Source organism: Lysinibacillus sp. FSL K6-0075 (assembly GCF_038592945.1).
GTDB classification, from domain to species: Bacteria; Bacillota; Bacilli; order Bacillales_A; family Planococcaceae; genus Lysinibacillus; species Lysinibacillus fusiformis_F.
Genome location: NZ_CP151947.1, coordinates 1,911,206 through 1,929,508, shown reverse-complemented (window position 1 = coordinate 1,929,508; position 18,303 = coordinate 1,911,206). Strand labels below are relative to the sequence as shown.

General features: G+C 39.1%; 21 protein-coding genes. 7 read left to right on the top strand and 14 right to left on the bottom strand.

Features of this window, described 5'->3' with window-relative positions:
• Positions 1-9: 9 nt before the first annotated feature.
• From MHB65_RS09270 to MHB65_RS09245, 6 genes are all read right to left on the bottom strand, one after another.
• Positions 10-891, bottom strand: coding sequence for a hypothetical protein (locus tag MHB65_RS09270; protein WP_342443209.1), 882 nt, complete (start codon positions 889-891; stop codon positions 10-12).
• Positions 884-1,399 (bottom strand): sigma-70 family RNA polymerase sigma factor, encoded by a 516-nt coding sequence (locus tag MHB65_RS09265; RefSeq protein ID WP_342443208.1) that lies wholly within the window; start codon positions 1,397-1,399, stop codon positions 884-886. The genes MHB65_RS09270 and MHB65_RS09265 overlap by 8 nt, the downstream gene beginning before the upstream one ends.
• Positions 1,400-1,513: 114 nt before the next feature.
• Complete coding sequence (locus MHB65_RS09260; protein ID WP_342443207.1) at positions 1,514-2,122, bottom strand: SCO family protein; 609 nt, start codon at positions 2,120-2,122, stop codon at positions 1,514-1,516.
• A 104-nt stretch (positions 2,123-2,226) separates the two neighbouring features.
• Positions 2,227-2,349 carry a YvrJ family protein gene (locus MHB65_RS09255; protein WP_004229459.1) on the bottom strand — a complete coding sequence of 41 codons (123 nt, stop codon included), beginning with the start codon at positions 2,347-2,349 and terminating at the stop codon, positions 2,227-2,229.
• Positions 2,350-2,414: 65 nt separating this feature from the next.
• On the bottom strand, positions 2,415-2,639 hold the full coding sequence (locus MHB65_RS09250; RefSeq protein WP_342443206.1) for a DUF2922 domain-containing protein: 225 nt from the start codon (positions 2,637-2,639) through the stop codon (positions 2,415-2,417).
• A 14-nt stretch (positions 2,640-2,653) separates the two neighbouring features.
• Complete coding sequence (locus tag MHB65_RS09245) at positions 2,654-2,869, bottom strand: DUF1659 domain-containing protein (RefSeq protein ID WP_342443205.1); 216 nt, start codon at positions 2,867-2,869, stop codon at positions 2,654-2,656.
• Positions 2,870-2,990: 121 nt separating this feature from the next.
• Between MHB65_RS09245 and MHB65_RS09240 the strand changes: the two genes are divergently transcribed.
• Positions 2,991-3,419, top strand: a complete 429-nt coding sequence (locus MHB65_RS09240) for a DUF2621 domain-containing protein (protein ID WP_205447381.1) — start codon at positions 2,991-2,993, stop codon at positions 3,417-3,419.
• A 793-nt stretch (positions 3,420-4,212) separates the two neighbouring features.
• On the opposite strand, the gene MHB65_RS09235 is transcribed toward MHB65_RS09240, so the two are convergent.
• From MHB65_RS09235 to MHB65_RS09225, 3 genes are read right to left on the bottom strand one after another with little or no spacing between them, the layout of a single operon-like run.
• Positions 4,213-4,707 (bottom strand): cytochrome c biogenesis protein CcdC, encoded by a 495-nt coding sequence (locus MHB65_RS09235; RefSeq protein ID WP_205442679.1) that lies wholly within the window; start codon positions 4,705-4,707, stop codon positions 4,213-4,215.
• A 26-nt stretch (positions 4,708-4,733) separates the two neighbouring features.
• Positions 4,734-5,102 (bottom strand): response regulator, encoded by a 369-nt coding sequence (locus tag MHB65_RS09230; protein WP_279381281.1) that lies wholly within the window; start codon positions 5,100-5,102, stop codon positions 4,734-4,736.
• Positions 5,103-5,154: 52 nt separating this feature from the next.
• Positions 5,155-5,865 carry a cytochrome c biogenesis protein CcdA gene (locus tag MHB65_RS09225; RefSeq protein ID WP_205442676.1) on the bottom strand — a complete coding sequence of 237 codons (711 nt, stop codon included), beginning with the start codon at positions 5,863-5,865 and terminating at the stop codon, positions 5,155-5,157.
• A 510-nt stretch (positions 5,866-6,375) separates the two neighbouring features.
• Here MHB65_RS09225 and MHB65_RS09220 point away from each other — a divergent pair.
• The 4 genes from MHB65_RS09220 (at position 6,376) to MHB65_RS09205 (ending at position 10,122) form a co-directional block, all read left to right on the top strand.
• Entirely contained in the window at positions 6,376-7,107 is a 732-nt protein-coding gene (locus MHB65_RS09220; RefSeq protein WP_342443204.1) for a FadR/GntR family transcriptional regulator, read from the top strand.
• A gap of 139 nt (positions 7,108-7,246) precedes the next feature.
• Positions 7,247-7,963 carry a (Fe-S)-binding protein gene (locus MHB65_RS09215; protein ID WP_205442675.1) on the top strand — a complete coding sequence of 239 codons (717 nt, stop codon included), beginning with the start codon at positions 7,247-7,249 and terminating at the stop codon, positions 7,961-7,963.
• Positions 7,964-7,978: 15 nt separating this feature from the next.
• Complete coding sequence (locus MHB65_RS09210) at positions 7,979-9,406, top strand: LutB/LldF family L-lactate oxidation iron-sulfur protein (protein ID WP_342443203.1); 1,428 nt, start codon at positions 7,979-7,981, stop codon at positions 9,404-9,406.
• Positions 9,406-10,122 (top strand): lactate utilization protein C, encoded by a 717-nt coding sequence (locus tag MHB65_RS09205; protein WP_342443202.1) that lies wholly within the window; start codon positions 9,406-9,408, stop codon positions 10,120-10,122. Before MHB65_RS09210 ends, MHB65_RS09205 begins: the two co-directional genes overlap by 1 nt.
• A gap of 582 nt (positions 10,123-10,704) precedes the next feature.
• Here MHB65_RS09205 and MHB65_RS09200 read toward each other — a convergent pair.
• Positions 10,705-12,000, bottom strand: a complete 1,296-nt coding sequence (locus MHB65_RS09200) for an MFS transporter (protein ID WP_342443201.1) — start codon at positions 11,998-12,000, stop codon at positions 10,705-10,707.
• 122 nt (positions 12,001-12,122) lie between these two features.
• Between MHB65_RS09200 and MHB65_RS09195 the strand changes: the two genes are divergently transcribed.
• Positions 12,123-13,373, top strand: a complete 1,251-nt coding sequence (locus MHB65_RS09195) for a helix-turn-helix domain-containing protein (RefSeq protein WP_205442667.1) — start codon at positions 12,123-12,125, stop codon at positions 13,371-13,373.
• Between the two features lie 40 nt (positions 13,374-13,413).
• On the opposite strand, the gene MHB65_RS09190 is transcribed toward MHB65_RS09195, so the two are convergent.
• The gene (locus MHB65_RS09190; RefSeq protein WP_342443200.1) at positions 13,414-15,318 is read right to left on the bottom strand and encodes an endonuclease MutS2; all 1,905 of its coding nucleotides are present in this window, start codon (positions 15,316-15,318) and stop codon (positions 13,414-13,416) included.
• Between the two features lie 485 nt (positions 15,319-15,803).
• On the opposite strand from MHB65_RS09190, the gene MHB65_RS09185 reads away from it, so the two are divergent.
• A complete protein-coding gene (locus MHB65_RS09185) occupies positions 15,804-16,274 on the top strand; it encodes a hypothetical protein (RefSeq protein WP_342443199.1) in 471 nt (156 codons plus the stop codon).
• Positions 16,275-16,298: 24 nt separating this feature from the next.
• On the opposite strand, the gene MHB65_RS09180 is transcribed toward MHB65_RS09185, so the two are convergent.
• The 3 genes from MHB65_RS09180 to MHB65_RS09170 all read right to left on the bottom strand — a co-directional run bounded on the left by MHB65_RS09180 (position 16,299) and on the right by MHB65_RS09170 (position 18,203).
• Positions 16,299-16,514, bottom strand: coding sequence for a hypothetical protein (locus MHB65_RS09180; protein WP_342443198.1), 216 nt, complete (start codon positions 16,512-16,514; stop codon positions 16,299-16,301).
• 108 nt (positions 16,515-16,622) lie between these two features.
• Positions 16,623-17,531 carry an EamA family transporter RarD gene (rarD, locus tag MHB65_RS09175; protein WP_205442663.1) on the bottom strand — a complete coding sequence of 303 codons (909 nt, stop codon included), beginning with the start codon at positions 17,529-17,531 and terminating at the stop codon, positions 16,623-16,625.
• 135 nt (positions 17,532-17,666) lie between these two features.
• Positions 17,667-18,203, bottom strand: a complete 537-nt coding sequence (locus MHB65_RS09170; RefSeq protein WP_205442660.1) for a hypothetical protein — start codon at positions 18,201-18,203, stop codon at positions 17,667-17,669.
• Between the last annotated feature and the right edge of the window lie 100 nt (positions 18,204-18,303).

Genomic DNA, 18,303 nt, shown 5'->3' with positions numbered 1-18,303 from the left:
TCTCATTAATTAATCGTTAACAATAAAATCTCTTGCAAGGATCGCCATTTTTTCTTGAACCTCCTGTGGGTCCCCATCAAGTTGATACCCGATATGATAGACATAGCCGTTATAGTAAGAATAAAACTCATTGGCTCTAGTCGTCATTTGAAAGATTCGCTTATCCGCTTCATCGTAATTATAATAAGTATATACATAACCTCGCTCTGGTGACATCTCCCGATAATACAGAGGATTCATAAAATTTAAGCCTATATTCGAAACTTTCATCCCTAGCGTTTCCTCCATATTTTTGGACTTCACATAGCTCGCTAAGGGATTATACTTTACATTTGTCACGGTAAAATTAATAAATTGTAAATCCACCCCAGTGGAGGATTTTTCTTTATAGCTAAATTGAAATTGTGTTTGTTTGCTACCATCCTCCATTTTTGCTGATACCGCATAGACCTCCTGAATATTTGGTTGAAATGGCAAATTTTCAGGTTCAATGAAATGAACGACGTCCTCCAGCGATGTTGCTACTGATTGCATTGCCTCTAAACCTTGAAGTGGTGCATAATATTGGATATGTTTTGCCTGACTTAAATAATTAGCAAGTGGAAGAAAATTACTGTATGCTGTGTCTTTTCCCTCCACTTCTGTTTGAAATAAATCCGTGAATGTAGATGTTTCCCCTTCATCCTGTGTCGCCAGCTCATCCATCGGTTTTGCGGCTTGCCAGGCAATGAAAAATAAAATAGAGCAGGTAATCATCATCGTAACAGCACGATATGTCCACTTCGACTTGGACATCGTAGGCTCTTGCTGAATTTGCTGTCGAACCTTTTGAATGATTGCCTCTTTATGTGCTGTAACATCTTGTAGTACCTGCATTGTATGCTTATCCATGGAAAAGCACCTCCCACTCAATATGTTGTAACTCTCCTTTTAATAGCTCCTTTCCTTTCTTTAAGCGTGATTTCACAGTACCTTCAGGAATCGCAAGTAACTCCGCAATCTCTTTAATCGTCATCTCCTCCAAATAAAAATAGACAATCGCTTCTCGTTGCTTAAGAGGTAAGCTTAAAATAGCATCATCTAACAGAGCTTGTTCATCTTGACGAATTAGTGTGTCCTGCAAAGTTGATTTTTGTTTGGTAAAAAACTTATGTTGCAATGTAATTTTTCTGTATGCCCAGCTTTTTAAGTAATCCTTGCATTTATTGATTGTCATGCGAGCTAAGTACGCCTTCATCTCTCCTCGTTCCTCATAGTGTTTTTGATGATAGAACTTAATAAAAACATCCTGCACAATATCCTCGGCTATTTGTAAATCCTTTGTATAGTAATAAGCAATTCGAAACAATTGCTCCGTATGTATAGCCATTAGCTGCTCTAATTTTTCATTATCAGACATGCCTTCTCCCTCCTTCTACACTATAAACGACTCCCAACCAGAAAAAGATTATTTTTCCAAATAGAAAAGCGCATAAAAAACCGCCTCAACCATTTGAGACGGTTTATTGTTACTTTATAAATTTTCATCAATATATGTTTCAATATCAGATGCTATCGTATCAATCGGTACATCTTCAATATTTTCAGCATAGCCATTATACATTTTGACGAGTTCACCATCTTTATCGACTAAGAAAAATTGATTACCATGAATGACTTGGTCACTGTTAGGGTCGTTTTTCACTAAAATCTTTGTATTTTTTACCGCAAATTGTTCGATATATTTCTGTGAATACCCTGTCAGAAGGTTCCATTTAGATTCATCTGGAACATTGTATTTACTAAGATAATCCGCTAACACATCTGGTTGATCAACGTCTGGATCTACTGAGAAGGCAACGATATTATAGTCCTCTACGCCTTTTTTCTGAAGCTTTTCTTGGACTTGTGCCATGTTTAATGACATGGGCGGGCAGATAGACACACAGTTTGTGAAAATATACATGCCAATCCAAGGCTTACCTTTTAAGCTTTCAAGTGAAACCGTTTCACCACGTTGATTAACATGTTCAAAATCGGGTATTTCCAGACTATAATCTGCTTTAAATTTTGAATTTCCACATGCGCCTAGCACAGATGCACAGGCTAAAAGCAACACTAGCCCTATTAATTTACGTTTCATGTCAACACTCTCCCTAACCTACACTATCCCCATCCTAACGTAGGTTGTAAGCGTTGACAAGAACTTCTAAGTGACAGCTTTCGTACATCTTTGTGAAATCCATTTCATTTTAATGAAACGAGTGCAGCATGAATCGCATCAAGCTTTACTTCGACGCGGTGCAATAAATAAAATGACACCAAAATCGGAAAACCGATATCGGATATCATGTTCAACCACTGTTCCATTCGTCTCCTCCTCTCTTACGCTAAAAATGGTCTTTGCACTGCTCATTGCAAAGACCATTTTTGAATTATTCTGTTGCTACTTCAAATTCTGTTACTTGACGATCTACAATACGGGCTCCCTTGATGGCTGACAGAGCACCACCTTGCCCAGTAAAAACATTTTTAGCCATGATCGTTGCCATTGCCTGCTGAATTTCAGTCACTGTGATATTCGGCTTGGGTGCATCAATCGAAAGAGTTGTCGTTTTCCCATCAGTTGTTACGAATTGTAACTCTAGAACTTGTGTCATTCTGTAATCCCTCCTTAAGATAAATCGTGTGTTTCCTGCTTAGCAATGCCATCCAGTGACTGTGATGAAAGACTAGCAATGGCATGAGCAACAGCTAGCAAATCGTCCGCGCCATGTGTGTTGTTCACATTTCGATACAATTTCGTTGTAAACGTAGGCTCATTGTTCTCATCATAGCCATCCACATACTTGAGACGCAGTGTAGCATTTACAAAGTTAATGTTAGCCATCAAGCATCACCTCCCTTCTGCACACTATATAATGGCGAATTGCTAAAAAAGGGACATTAAGGATGAATTTTTTTTCAGAAGCTTTTATAATAGAGTGAGAGAAGGCAAAGAGGTGAACGATTTGTTACAAGGTTGGTTTTTATGGTTTATTTTATTTTGGGTTGTCGTCCTCATTTCATTGATGGCTATTGGCGGATTCTTCATGTTCCGCAAATTCCTTAAGGCACTCCCAAAGCAGGATGGAAAATCAGATTTAGATTGGCAAGAATATTATTTAGATAAAACCGTTCACTTGTGGGGACAAGCTGAAAAAGATTTACTCTATGAACTCGTAAGCCCTGTCCCAGAGCTTTTTAGACAAGTGGCTAAGGAAAAAATAGCAGGAAAAATTGGCGAGCTTGCATTAGAGGAAAAAGCAGCTGCCATTAACAATGACCTCATTATTCGCGGCTATATTCAAGCAACACCAAAACGCGACCACAAATTTTTACGCAAAAAATTAGAGCAAATGCAAATTGACATCTCCCCCTATGAACATTTATTCGAATAAGTAAACGCTGCACAAAGGTTTGTGCAGCGTTTTTACGTAGCTTCGGGATGCTATCGATCGTTGTTGGGCGTTTTAACCTGTTTTTTTGAGATGCTATCCTTTATTTTTGCTAAGTTTATCCTCTACATTTGGATTTCTATCCACGCTGTGCTGCTCTATCCTCTACTTTTGAGATGTTATCCTTCACTTTGCTAGTTTTATTCTCTACATTTGGACTTCTATCCACGCTTTGCTTTTCTATCCTCCACTTCTGAGATGTTATCCTTCACTTTCCTAGTTTTATCCTCTACATTTGGACTTCTATCCACGCTTTACTTTTCTATCCTCTACATTTGAGGTTCTATCCGCTACTTTTATGATGCTATCCTCCACTTTGCTAGTTTTATCCTCTACATTTGGACTTCTATCCACGCTTTGCTGCTCTATCCTCTACTTTTGAGGTTCTATCCGCTACTTTTATGATGTTATCCTCCACTTTGCTAGTTTTATCCTCTACATTTGGACTCCTATCCACGCTTTGCTTTTCTATCCTCCACTTCTGAGGTTCTATCCTCTACTTTTTAGATGTTATCCTTCACTTTCCTAGTTTTATCCTCCACATTTGGACTCCTATCCACGCTTTACTTTTCTATCCGCTACTTCTGAGGTTCTATCCTCTACTTTTATGATGCTATCCTCCAATTTGCTAGTTTTATCCTCCACATTTGGATTTCTATCCACGCTTTGCTACTCTATCCTCCTCTTTACTAGTTTTATCTGATTGAAGCACAAAAAAACTACACTAGCTTCAGCACTAGTGTAGTTTTGGGATTGTTTTTTTGACTTTTTTAAACTGGATGAGCATCGCGATACGCCAAGGTACTAACATGGCAAAGGCTAATATCCAGAACATACCTGCTAATTCACCGACATCGATGGAGCTACTTAAAATCATTTTCGCCACCACTCGGAAAATTAACAAACCGATTAATATAAATGCGAATGCTTTTGATCGTTTTAAATAAATATCTCGACCCCTTACTTCAAATTTCGAAGTGGCAATTAATATTATCGAGAACACCATTCCTACCGCGGTTGCCTCTAAAATTTGCATCGGTGGCACACGGAATTGTTCAAATAAAAACATCAGTGCACCGGAAGACATCGCTATTGGTGGAATAATAATTTTCTTCTCATTTGTCGGCATTTTGGAAGCTCTCATTCGTATGACCATTACAAAGCTCCCCATAAGAATGGCCATAATGGTCGACCCTATAACATAATAGTGAGAAGGGATACTGCTTAACATAAAAAAAATCCTCCTCTAATGTCTAATTAACAATTTTGTCCAAGTAATTGATCAGCTACAGCCTTCAATCTCTCTGGTTCAAAAGGCTTTGTGATAAAATCCTTTGCCCCACTCTCAATCGCCTCGACGATTAATTTTTGCTGCCCTAATGCTGTTACCATAATGATTTTTGCATCTGGAAATTCTGGGACAATTTTTTTTACGGCTGCAATACCTGTCATAACGGGCATCGTTACATCCATTGTCACTAAGTCTGGTTGTAACTCACGATACATCGCCACAGCTTCCTTACCATTTACTGCCTTACCGACTACTTCATAGCCCCATTCTGTAAACATATTACTGATTGCAACACGCATAAAAAGCGTATCATCCACTACTAAAACTGTAGGCACATGTTCATCTCCCTCCACGTTAAAGTTCGGTATGCCTCTTTAGTTTAACAAATTAAAAGCCTGTAAATCCACCGAAAATAGGTTGTAAAACGCGTGTAATATACGTTAAGCCATCAAAGAATAATAAAATCCCAACGGCAATCATGATGTACCCGCCGATTTTTACAATTTTCTGGCTGTGTGTACGAATCCATGTCATGCGTGAAATAAAGAAAGATAACACGAAGAATGGAATTGCGAACCCTAAATAATACGCAAACATATAGCTAAAGCCCGCACCTGGATTTGTACTTGCTAGCATAATAATCGATGCAAGGATTGGTCCTGTACATGGTGTCCAGCCTGCCGCAAAGGCAATACCAATTAAGACGGACCCAAAATAGCCAGATGGTCTATTTTTAAATTGGAACTTTCGATCCTTCATTAAGAAGTCTATTTGCAATAACCCTACAATCATTAAACCGAATACGACGATTAAGATCGCTCCAACCTGTCGTAATAATGTTTGATAATTGAGGAAGAATTCTGCTGCAAATGAAGCACTTAGTCCAATAATGATAAAGATAATGGAAAACCCTAGTAAAAAGAATAGTGTGTGGAAAATGGCACGTTTTTGTAGCATACCTTTTTCTGATTTTAGCTCATCTAATGTCATACCCGTTATGTACGATAAAAATGCTGGATACAGTGGGAGAGTACATGGTGAAATAAAACTTAAGAACCCTGCACCAAAAGCTAAAAATACGTTAATATCAGATCCCATATTTTTTTAATCGCTCCTTACAGTTACTGCATCCATCGTACCAAAAAACAAAATAAAAAGCGCCCTTCTAGTTTGTGAACGTTTCATGGCAAAATGATGAGATTTTTGAGAAGTAGCATCAAGCTACTTCTGCATTATGCGCTCCTGTTGATTTTCTGTCAACAAAATCCGCCAATCTTCCCCCTTTTCAAAGAGAGTATAGCTAATTTCTCTAGCTTTTTCTTGACATTGTCGATTGCTTGTCGTTAATGTTGAAAGAAGCTTCAATATTTCAAATACACTATCACGCCCATGTTATAGTAAGAAACTATTTATTTTTTCATTCATCAGCAAATCTATCTGGATATCATGTCATCTGATGACCTTATTATAGGCTTATTCGATGCATTATATTTTCCCTAAATTTCGACAGTCCTCTACTCTACACAAAGTGTTCATGTTCAACCATGAGTAAATGACTTATTTTCATGTATAATGATAGGAAATGAGCGAGAAAAAGAGGTGTAGCCCTTGAAATTAAGAAAGATTAAACCAAAAAAAATTTATGAAGAAGTGTCCGAAATCCTGCATGAAAAAATACGAGCTGGTGTCCTCAAGCCAGGTGATCGGCTTGACTCAGTTGAGCAGCTTGCTGAACAATTACAAGTGAGTCGATCCGCTGTACGGGAGGCGTTATCTGCTTTAAAAGCGATGGGATTGATTGAAATCAAACAAGGCTCTGGAACATTTGTCAAAAGTGTGCCAGCCAATCAGCTTGATTTTCCTTTATCCACAGCTATGTTAACGAATAGACAGGATATTGCTCATTTATTAGAAGTGCGCAAAATTATTGAAGTAGGCGCAGCAGGACGTGCAGCGCTCCACCGTACAGATCAGGATATTAAGGTAATGCTACAAATTTTAGAGGATATGAAGCAGGCCCATGGGGATGGTGAGCTTGGTGAAAAAGTAGATTATCAATTTCATGCAGCTATTTCCAATGCCTCTCAAAATCCCCTACTCGCTACCCTTTTAGATCAAATTTCGGGATTGATGATTGAAACGATGAAAGAAACGCGACGAATTTGGTTGTACTCCCAGAAAACAACGAGTGAACAATTATATGACGAACATATGCAGATATTCCTCGCGATTAAACAACAAAATGAAGAGCTAGCCAAACACGCAATGGCATCACATTTAAGCAATGTTGAAAAAGTGCTATTACAATATTTCGAAACGACTGAATCCAATTCACACTAAAATTACCTAGTACCCTCTAGGTAGTTTTTTCTTTTCTGAAAATTCATTAAAAATGGTTTTATCTCGTTATAATTTATTGTATGATTAAGTTATCGATAAGTCATCAGATGACCAGTTGTTTTAGAAAAGGAGGATGCATATGAAAGTCACACTATTCGCCACTTGCTTAGTGGATATGTTTCAGGGGGATGTAGGGAAGGCCGTTGTTGAAGTATTAGAAAGACTTGGCTGTGACATCGATTTTCCAGAGGATCAAATTTGCTGTGGGCAGCCTGCTTACAATAGTGGCTATGTCAAGGACTCGAAAAATGCGATGAAAAAAATGATCTTAGCCTTTGAGCATGCTGAATACGTCGTCTCCCCTTCTGGCTCCTGCGCTTATATGCTGAAGGAATATCCAGAAGTTTTTAAAGGGGACACGACATGGGAGCCAAAAGCGCAAGCATTAGCAGCTAAAACCTATGAATTCACAGAATTTATTGTCAACGTATTAAAGATTGAAGATGTGGGTGCCCATTTAGAAGGCAAAGCTACCTACCATACGTCATGCCATATGACCAGATTGCTAGGTGTGACAGAGGCACCCTTGCAATTATTAAAGAACGTCAAGGGCTTACACTATGTGGACCTCCCTGGCAAGGATCGATGCTGTGGATTTGGTGGTACTTTTTCAGTCAAAATGGGCCATATTTCTGGAGAAATGGTCAATGAAAAAGTACACAATGTAGAAGAAACAGGTGCTGATATTTTAATAGGCGCAGATGCTGGCTGTTTAATGAATATCGGTGGTCGCATTCAACGTCAGGATAAGCCAATTAAAGTGATGCATATTGCAGAAGTATTAAATTGCCGATAAGAGGGGGAAATAAACATGGCCATGAAAACAAGTGATGATCGGTTTCAGCAACGTGTCACAAAAGAGCTAGATAATCAGTTTATGCGTCGTGCGGTTTCGAGTGCCCAAGAACGTTTTCAAACTCGTCGCCTTCAACAAGCAGAGGAATTAGGACATTGGGAAGAATGGCGCTCACACGGAGAGGAAATCCGCAAGCATGTTTTAGCTAATCTTGATTATTACCTCTATCAATTAAGTGAAAATGTTGCCAAACGAGGCGGGCATGTGTTCTTTGCGCAAACTGCACAGGAAGCAACCGACTATATTCAAAGCATTGCTAGAAAGAAAAATGCAGCAAAAATTGTGAAATCTAAATCAATGGTGACAGAAGAAATTAACTTAAATACTGCTTTAGAAGCACTTGGTTGTGAAGTGATTGAGACAGACCTAGGTGAGTATATTTTGCAGGTGGCAGATCACGAGCCCCCTTCGCATATTGTGGCGCCAGCCTTGCATAAAAATAAGGAGCAAATTCGAGATGTTTTTAAAGAAAAACAAGGCTACAGTCAAACAGAAAAGCCAGAGGAGCTTGCCCTTTATGTACGTGAAAAATTACGGCAGGAATATTTAACGGCCGATATTGGGATTACAGGCTGCAACTTTGCTATTGCTGAAAGTGGCTCGATTACACTTGTCACGAATGAAGGCAATGCTGATTTAGTAACAGCATTACCAAAAACACAAATCACAGTTATGGGGATGGAAAGAATTGTTCCTACCTTTGAAGAAATGGAGGTCCTTGTTAGTTTATTAACAAGAAGTGCAGTTGGTCAAAAGCTAACGAGCTATATTACAACGTTAACAGGCGTAAAGGACGAAGAGGATACGGATGGACCAGAGGAATTCCATTTAGTCATTGTCGATAATGGGCGCTCTGCTATTTTGGGAAGTGAATTCCAGCCTATTTTACAGTGCATTCGCTGTGCTGCCTGTGTCAATGCTTGTCCTGTCTATCGTCATGTTGGTGGGCATACGTACGGCTCTATTTACTCAGGTCCAGTAGGTGTTGTCCTCTCCCCACTTTTAGGAGGCTATGATGATTTTAAAGAACTGCCCTATGCTTCTACATTGTGCGGTGCTTGTACAGATGCATGTCCTGTTAAAATTCCTTTACATCAGCTCATTCATCGCCATCGTCAAGTCATTGTTGAAAATGAAGGCAAGGCACCTGTTTCTGAAAAGCTTTTAATGAAGGCATTTGGTTTAGGGGCTTCCTCCCCTACCCTTTATAAAATGGCGACAAAAATGGCTGCGCCTGCTATGTCTCCATTTACTAAAGACAATACCATTTCTAAAGGGCCTGGCCCATTAAAAGCATGGACTGAGGCAAGGGATTTTCCTGCACCAAGTAAAGACAGCTTTAGAGACTGGATGAAGCATCGTACAAAAGGAGGCGGGCAATAATGAATGATATGATTCAGCATCGAGAAACCTTTTTAGCAAACATTGCGAAGCAACTCAGACGTTCACCTAAGACAGAGCTGCCACGACCAACTTGGCAGTATCAGCCACAAGAGCGTGTGCTCAAAGATGCGACAAAGGACGAATTGGTAGAGATTTTAATCAAGCAATGTGCCAACATCCATACTCATATTGTCATTTCTAGTACTACTACACTTCCACAGGATTTACAGACTGTTGTTGACAATTATGGAGGGCAGTCCATTATTACATGGCAGGATAAACGGTTCCAAGACTACGGATTATCTGCACTCATGAACGAACAATGGCCACAAGCCAATATTCAGCTTTATGAATGGGACCCACAGCAACCCGAGGAAAATATCCGCCAAGCTGAAAAAGCAAATATCGGGATGACCATTAGTGAAATGACGTTAGCAGAATCGGGAACAGCCGTGCTTTTTAGCAGCAAGGATAGAGGGAGAAGCATTAGCTTTTTACCAGAGAAGTCGATCATTTTAATTCCTAAAAGTACGATTGTGCCTCGTATGACACAGGCAGCTCGTTGGATTAGTGAAAAAATCCGTCGGGGTGAAAAAATTGCCTCCTGCATCAACTTTATTACGGGACCAAGTAACTCAGCCGATATCGAAATGATTCTTATCGTTGGTGTCCACGGCCCTATTCAAGCAACCTACATTGTCATTGAGGATCAGTAAAACAACAGGCATGCATTTCACTGCATGCCTGTTCATGTTGTTGAAAAAAGAGGATGTCAACGGCAGAAAAAGCAACTTTGCAAGGTGAGGGGTTGATTTCCGTTCCGCCAGCGTCCTTTCCAGGGGGCGTCCGATGAGCCGCTTCACTCACTTCCGTTCGCTCCAGGGTCTCCTCTGTGACGCTAAATCCCCTAGGAGTGACGCTGGCTCCACTCCAATCAACCATTCTGCAAAAGTGGCTTTTCCTTATCTTTCATACTAGCTAGCCGTAGTAATCAAATTAGCCTATTATTTGTATGATTAGAGAAAGGATAGACTCTTAATTTCATTGCGAAGAAGTAATTTCACTTTATTTGAAAACCTTTGCTAAAAAGTTAGTGGGTTGAAGTGGAAGGCTACTTGACTCCCGTGGGATAGCGAGACAGGCGAAACTCTAAACGGAGCGGTAGCGGAGGAAGCGATTCGGCGCTCGCCCACAGGAAAGCAAGTAGCCTGCAACGGAAATCCATTTCTACCTTTCAATTGACTGTTTTGTTTTTCAACACTAATAACAGGCATGCATTTCACTGCATGCCTGTTATTTTAAGTTGTTGTGTTAGCGACCCTTTCCGGTAGAGCTGCTTTTTCATAATACTCTGGATGTGCCTCTTTTAAAATAGATGAGCGTAGCATCACAAGTGAAATGATAATAATAATGACACTTGTTATTGGTAAAATAATGGTAGCTGGTAATGTATCATATAGCATGCCATAGACTACCATACCGATTGGCATCATGGACATTGCCATCGTTTCCATTAGTCCAAAGACACGCCCACGATACTCTTCCGCTATAATTTTTTGCATATATACCCCAATCGGCATATTAATACCCATTTCGAAAATTGCGAAAATAAAGTAAATGATGAGGTAGAAGATCACGATCGCTATATAGGAAAAATCAGTGACTAATGGAATGACTGCTAAGCCAACACTTCCCGCCAATAGCAGTAAGCTGATTTTCGAAAAGCGTAAAGGTACCTTTACTTCAGGTCTTGTTGCGAAATAAAGGGAGGCCAAGAGCATACCTAATGCACCTGACGCTTCAATAAAGCCAAAGTGTGTGGATTTGATTTTTAGCAATTCAATGATGATGTACGTTCCTCCAACAGCGATGGCAGAAAAGAATAGGTTGATCCATAATGCTACCCACATAATGGTTTTAATGACGTTTCGTTGCTTGATGTAATAAAAACCGCTTTTCAGCCCTTCCCACATCTTTTCTTTTTTCGTATCTTCCCCTCTTGTACTATAGAGGTTAAAATCCATTGTTGCCTCAAGACAAAAAGCAATCGCATAGGCCACCATATTCACCATTAAAAATACATCCATATTAAAAAATCCATACATCATACCACCAATGACTGGTCCCCCAATCGCAGCTACGGACATTGACATTTGGTTAAATGACATCGCACGCTGTAATCGTTCTGGATTAACAAGTGTGGCAATAGCAGATGAAAACGTTACACCCGAAAAGGCTGAGCAAATAGTATTAAAAACAGTAGCTATGTATATAGCATAAACGGACATTCCTACTGTTTCTGTATAAAGCAATAATCCTCCTACTGTCAAAATGGTGCCTGCCTGCGCTATTAATATCGTGCGTTTTTTTGAGAAATTATCTGCGACATAGCCTGCTAAGGGTGCCACAAGTGCGCGTGGTAATACGGAACAAATCATATTCGTCGCAAAGCTCATCGCCGACCCAGTCATCGCTAAAATATATAGGCTAAAACCGAATGCCATCACATTTGCACCCAACATGGCAATCATTTTACTCGCTGTGAACGTCCATAAATGATAGGTCGCCTTTTTTAACTTTTCCGCTTCATTCATCTAAACCCCTCCGTTTTTTTAACTAAATTAAAAAGTTTAATTAGGTTAAACAAAATATACCATAGTTCCCCCTTTTCACGCAAGCAAAAGTTTAATATAATTAAACAAAAGGAGGCGAGGCAGTGGACTCTTTAGGCACACGAATTCGCAAATTAAGGAAAGAACAAAAATTAACATTAGAGGCACTTGCCGGTGATCGTCTAACTAAAGGAATGTTAAGCCAAATAGAAAATGATAAGGCCAAGCCTTCCATGGAAAGCCTTGACTATATTGCTGAACGTTTAGGTGTAAAAGCTAGTGAATTACTGGAAGAAGTAACCCCATCCTCCATTCGCCAGCTATTAGAGCAGGTGGAAATTTTATTTGCAGAAGTAAAACGTGGTGATACAGACCATCATCAAGAAATTGTCGATTTGATTAAGCCGTCTGTGGAGGGCCTACCTCAAAGCTATGAAGCAGGTCGCTTATTATATATTTATGCAGATGCCCAATATGAAGCAGGATTATCGACATGGGAAGCCCCGCTTTTGCAGGCACGCACTATTTTTAAAGAAATTAATTTACTTAGCCATTGGTTTAAAACATTTGTCCTACAAATGGCTATTATAGCGGAAAAGCGTCAATATGAATTAGCCTTCTCCTATATGTTACAAGCAAAGGAAATCATTGAACAGGAAGACTATCAGCTTGATTCGCGTGACACCTTATTAATGGCCTATTACACAGCCACGCTACAGCTTGCTATCGGTAAACATGAGGAAGGAAAAAAGTTAATTAACGAGACGATTATCAATGCCCATAAAAATCAACTGTTCTATCAAATCGATGATATGTATCGAATTGGCGCTTATTGTGCCATGGTTGACCATGACTTTGAGCAGGTTGAGTATATGCTGATGAAGCTTGATCAATACCGTGCTTTTGCTGGGCGGGATGAGGTTGATGCGTTAATTTTTGTCATACGAGCACATTATTACAATAATTACGTTCATCATTATGAGCAGGCACTTATAGAAGTAGAGCGTTTTAATCAACTTAAACATAAGGAATTTGACAAGCTAGATCCCAACTATATTTATTTTGAAAAAGGAAAATCTTTATATTTACTTGGTCGTTATGAGGAGGCAAAGGCCGCCTTTGATCACTATACAAAAATACCGATCTTTATTAGTCATCCCTATGATATCTTGAGCGTACATGAATGCTTTTCCTATAAAGCCCTTTGCTATGCACATTTTGGGGAGCTCACAACAGCCTATGAAATTGCGAAAATGGCCTACACAGATTCACTGGATTTAGTGGATTTACCCTATAAACGAAAAATTGAGGAAGTCTATCGAACAATTAAGGCACAAATTAATTCCATAACTTAATGCGTAAAGGGATTGCACGAGGCTGTGCAATCCCTTGTTTTTACTGCTGACGATCGTTCTTTATTTGTTTATGGATCTTACGTAAAGCCTTTTTCGATCCCCGTTCGATATCATGCTGAAGCTTACGTTCTTGATAGTCTACAAATAAAGTCTCTAGATCATATCCTTCAGGGTATAGCTCCGTTGCGGGTAAGTCTAGGGTAAGTCTCTTCACATTCACCTCTAGTATTTGTCCCTGATAGAATACGCTGACTTTATTGTACGGGTTCATTTCTTCGTACACCAGTCCCACATCATCATAGTCCAATAATTTAACACGATCCCCTTTTGCAAATGCATATGCCGCTGCCATGCTTTTTTTCTCTTCTTTAGGCTTTCTAATTTTACTGTCCTGAACGAGCGTCAGCTGATATTCCTTGTCATTTATATAATCCTTTGCTCTTTGTAAAACAGCTTCGCGGACATTCATTTTCTTGGAAATCCATAACGCATTGCTTTCTCCAGACGTGCCGATGAGTAATTGATACAAAGGCTCTAATGTTTCAGGATGGAAGCGCATTGCCGCATTCATAAAATCAGGATGCATCTCAGAAAATCGTTTAATTTCACCATAATGTGTAGTCGCAACAGTAATGCAGCCCATTTGATAAAATTCCTCTAATATCGCAATGGCCAGTGCGGCTCCTTCATTTGGCTCTGTTCCACTGCCAATTTCATCAAACAGCAATAGCGTATGATTATTAGCGGCTCTCATAATATCGGAAAGATTTTTCATATGCGATGAAAACGTACTTAGTGCATTTTCTATACTTTGATTGTCGCCAATATCAACAAAGATATGATCAAATACCGCCATTTCCGTTCCTTCGTCCGCTACAATATGGAAGCCCGACATCATAGCTAATGTTAAAAGGCCAATGGTTTTCAACACGACCGTTTTGCCACCAGCGTTTGGCCCTGTAATAATTAAGCTACGGTAGTCTTTCGCAATGGAAAATTGAAGGGGCACCGCATTTCCTGGTAATAATGGATGCTTGCCATTGATCAGTTGAATATAACCGTAATCATTTATACGCGGTTCCCTACCACCAATTTGTCTACTAAACTTCGCTTTCGCAAAGACCATATCATATTGGCTGATTAACTCCATGTTAATCGTGATAGCATGCAGATGTTCCATTAATAGCCCTGATAAAGTTGCTAAAATCTGATATTCCTCCACCGCTTCCTCAGCCTTTAAGGTAGCCAATTCTACATTTAATTTAGCCACCACACTCGGCTCCATAAAAACGGTTGCCCCTTTTGAGGATATTTCCACTACTGTTCCCTGTACATGATTTTTATAAGTTGCCTTAATCGGAATCGTATAGCGATCATCCTTTTGACTGATAAAGAATTCCTGAATATACGGTTTATTGGCACTGTTATTCAAAAATTTCGTTAAGCGCTCTTTCAATTTTTCCTCTGTCGTTTCCATATGATGACGAATACGCTTTAATTCACGACTAGCAGCCGAATCTACACGATTGGCTTTGATCGCAAAATTAATCTCCTCCTCCACGCTCTTCAATTCAGCCATAGAATGAGCGTAAGAAGAAAGAACGGGCGCAAAAAATTCCTTATCTAACATAAATTTTTTGATGTTGCGACAGCCTCGTAAAAAATCGGAGATACTCACTAGCTCACTGGGGTCAAGAATCATCCCCTTTTCAAGCTTCGTCATGATATGCTCAATATTCGATACCCCTAAAAACGGAACATGCCCCTCTGCATCCAAAATGGCACGAGCTTCTGTTGTTTCATTCAATCGATTTTTTACCACTGCTAAGTTTGAGCTTGGCATTAATTTATCTAAAAGTTGTTTTCCTAACCCGCTGACACAGTAGGATTTAACGATGTCCTTTAATTCATGATATTGTAATTTTTCAAGCGTAGTTTTATTCATTTGTTATGCTCCTCATTGTAATGTTTTATCATACATGAAGATACCTACCCAATATTAGATAGCAATGATGGTTTAAACAACATAAAAAAAGCTGTGAGGAATCCCCACAGCTCTATCTTTAAAAGGCGCATTTTCCCGGCATCACAAATAAAACTTCATCTAATTGAAGTTTCTATCCTGTATGCCACGCTTGATAAAGTATTGTAGGTATCTACATAGGTTATTGAAATAGGTCCATGACAAAATAAGGGGTGTCCATAACATATATCCCCGGCTGTCGTCATCGCCACTATTTCATTCAATTTTTACCTAGTTAGAACCTACCGCACTCACAAAAAAGCACCTCTCATTAATTGATCATTGTTATCTAATTATTGACATTTTACTATATGCCGGTTTGAAAGTAAAGGTGCCAATGCTTCAAAAGGTTTTCTCCTATTTTTGTCGAATCTATCAATAAGACTTTATTTGGAGGGAGTACTTAAATGCAACAAAGAATTATCCATTACCTATTCACCTTTCTTTTCTTCTTTATTTTAATAATTCCTACAGCCTCTGCCTCTGCCACTGTGATTGGTGAAAGAAATGCAATGGGCTTTCATTATGTAGTCTTACAGGAGAATGATCACTTTAAGTGGGATATTGCCCATAAAGACAGCCAAAAAGTCATTGTGGAGAGTCAAGACAATGCGGGGTTATTAGCACAATATAGAGAAGCCGTGAATGAGTTGCACTCTACACTCATTGTTAGCCTCATTATTCTCATCATCGTCTTAATTGCTGCCATTATTTGTTGGCTCTTCTTTAGAAAGCAAAAGCATGAGCTGAAAAATCCTGCGGCCATCGTATTCGTTCTACCATTCGCTCTAGCAATTTTGATGGTTTTCAAACAGTCACTCCATCTCAACCAGACAATTCAACAAGCTACCTATATTTTTCACCATATTAGTGGATGAATTTTATCGATCTATCGGAGACGATTAAACAAAATAGCAGGCAATCCAACAGCCCAATCCAATAAAAAAATAAAACATTTTTGTGTACCAATAGGGCATTCTATCAAATACTAGGGTAAATAAATCCCAAATGAAAGAGCCGCTAGAGCCCAATCCCTCATCTTTATGTACGCTCGCATTATGTCTCATCCCAAAGGCTATAAAAGCCAGCCCAAAAATGGCTAGTAAAATATGTTCCAACTTATTACACCTCTTTATTCATATCTCCATTAGAGTAGCATGCAAATCATACTAAACAAAGAGGTAAAAATTACATAAGAAAGACCTGTAGAAAAATCTACAAGTCTTTTACGAAACTGATTTATGATGGGCTTTTCTTGTCTCGATAATTTTGGAACCAGAGAATAAGAGTAATGCCGCCCAAATAATGCTGAATGCAAGGAGCTCAACTTGACTAAATGGCTCTTTGTATAACACGATACCTAAAATCAAGACAATGGTTGGCGACACATATTGGATAAACCCTAGTAAATATAAAGGAATATTTTGTGCCCCCTTCGCAAATAAAATAAGCGGGACAGCTGTTACTAAACCACTGAAGATCATTAAGATATCTGTTTTAACATCGACATGTAAAAACAAGGCTTGATGGGTAGTAAACAGATACACATAATAGCCTAATGCAAAGGGTAAAATCAATAACGTTTCAATGGCTAACCCTCTTGTAGCATCCAGTGTAATTTTCTTTTTCAGCACACCATAAATAGCGAAAGATAGCGCAATCAATAAAGCTACCCAAGGTACTGAGCCGTAATTGATTGTTAAAATAATCACCGCAATAAATGCAATTCCTGTCGCTACCCATTGTGCACGACTGAGCGATTCTTTAAAGAAAATTACCCCAAAAATAACAGACAAGAGCGGATTAATATAATAACCTAAGCTCGTTTCAATGAGATGATTATGTGTCACTGCCCAAATATACAAATACCAGTTCATTGAAATGACAAAGGACGCACCTGCAAGCTGCCAGAACTGCTTTTGATGTGACCATAAATATTTTAGATCTGCTACGAGATCCTGACGCATTCGAAATACGATAACTGCAAGTACCGTAAAGACAAAGGACCAAATGACACGGGATAATAAAATCTCCATACTTGGTACATGCTCAAGTAGTTTCCAATATAGAGGGAATGCTCCCCAAAAGGCATAGGCAAAAAAGGCAGCCAAAACCCCTTTTTTCTCATTTGACATGGACACTAACGCTCCTACTCTGATTGAAATCGATAAACGATTTCCTATAATCTTAAACTAGTTAAAGAATAGACTCATTATAGGACTTTGAGTGGCTGCTGTAAATGCCAAATTTCTAGTACCCTTTAAAAGCTGTTAACCTTTCTGTTCCGACTCTAGCTCAGAAATATACTTGCGTACAGTACTATAGCTAATCTCGGGATTGATTTGGCGCTTGATGCGAATATGGATTTCTTTAATCCCAACCCCTTGCTCACGCATATCTCGAATCATCGACTTCAAAGGCCCCGTCAGTGACTCTCTTGACATCGCTGTATATTTACTTAGTTCAATGAGAAGATCCGTATTTTGTTGGCGGAGCACCTTCATTTCCTCCACCACACAATTATATTCTGTTACCTTTTTCTGTAAAACCGTATTTTGCTGCTTGAACTTTTGCAGTTCTTCTGTTAGCTGTGCATTTTGCATTTTTAGCATTTTTCGTTCTCGTTCTAACCCATTTTGCTTGTTATCTAAATCTCTATTCATCGCATTATATAGCTCTTCCGTATGCAGCAGCTCTAAATAGCGGCTTTGCGGCACAATCATTAAGCTATCTGTCGTGTATAGAGCAAGCGTTCCGTCTTTAAAAGGCTCATACGATAATGTAGAGGGCTTTATTTTATTCGCCATTTATTTTTCTCTCCTCCACGAAAAAATACATGATATCGAATTGCTTTGTTTCGCATCTTTCCGCTTCCTTTTTCATTTGATAATCATTCTCATTTAACTT

Bases quoted from the DNA above. Each gene is read 5' to 3' on its own strand.
- MHB65_RS09270 (WP_342443209.1), bottom strand. From the start codon at position 891: ATGGATAAGCATACAATGCAGGTACTACAAGATGTTACAGCACATAAA.
- MHB65_RS09265 (WP_342443208.1), bottom strand. From the start codon at position 1,399: ATGTCTGATAATGAAAAATTAGAGCAGCTAATGGCTATACATACGGAG.
- MHB65_RS09260 (WP_342443207.1), bottom strand. From the start codon at position 2,122: ATGAAACGTAAATTAATAGGGCTAGTGTTGCTTTTAGCCTGTGCATCT.
- MHB65_RS09255 (WP_004229459.1), bottom strand. From the start codon at position 2,349: ATGGAACAGTGGTTGAACATGATATCCGATATCGGTTTTCCGATTTTG.
- MHB65_RS09250 (WP_342443206.1), bottom strand. From the start codon at position 2,639: ATGACACAAGTTCTAGAGTTACAATTCGTAACAACTGATGGGAAAACG.
- MHB65_RS09245 (WP_342443205.1), bottom strand. From the start codon at position 2,869: ATGGCTAACATTAACTTTGTAAATGCTACACTGCGTCTCAAGTATGTG.
- MHB65_RS09235 (WP_205442679.1), bottom strand. From the start codon at position 4,707: ATGTTAAGCAGTATCCCTTCTCACTATTATGTTATAGGGTCGACCATT.
- MHB65_RS09225 (WP_205442676.1), bottom strand. From the start codon at position 5,865: ATGGGATCTGATATTAACGTATTTTTAGCTTTTGGTGCAGGGTTCTTA.
- MHB65_RS09215 (WP_205442675.1), top strand. From the start codon at position 7,247: ATGAAAGTCACACTATTCGCCACTTGCTTAGTGGATATGTTTCAGGGG.
- MHB65_RS09210 (WP_342443203.1), top strand. From the start codon at position 7,979: ATGGCCATGAAAACAAGTGATGATCGGTTTCAGCAACGTGTCACAAAA.
- MHB65_RS09205 (WP_342443202.1), top strand. From the start codon at position 9,406: ATGAATGATATGATTCAGCATCGAGAAACCTTTTTAGCAAACATTGCG.
- MHB65_RS09200 (WP_342443201.1), bottom strand. From the start codon at position 12,000: ATGAATGAAGCGGAAAAGTTAAAAAAGGCGACCTATCATTTATGGACG.
- MHB65_RS09190 (WP_342443200.1), bottom strand. From the start codon at position 15,318: ATGAATAAAACTACGCTTGAAAAATTACAATATCATGAATTAAAGGAC.
- MHB65_RS09185 (WP_342443199.1), top strand. From the start codon at position 15,804: ATGCAACAAAGAATTATCCATTACCTATTCACCTTTCTTTTCTTCTTT.
- rarD (WP_205442663.1), bottom strand. From the start codon at position 17,531: ATGTCAAATGAGAAAAAAGGGGTTTTGGCTGCCTTTTTTGCCTATGCC.
- MHB65_RS09170 (WP_205442660.1), bottom strand. From the start codon at position 18,203: ATGGCGAATAAAATAAAGCCCTCTACATTATCGTATGAGCCTTTTAAA.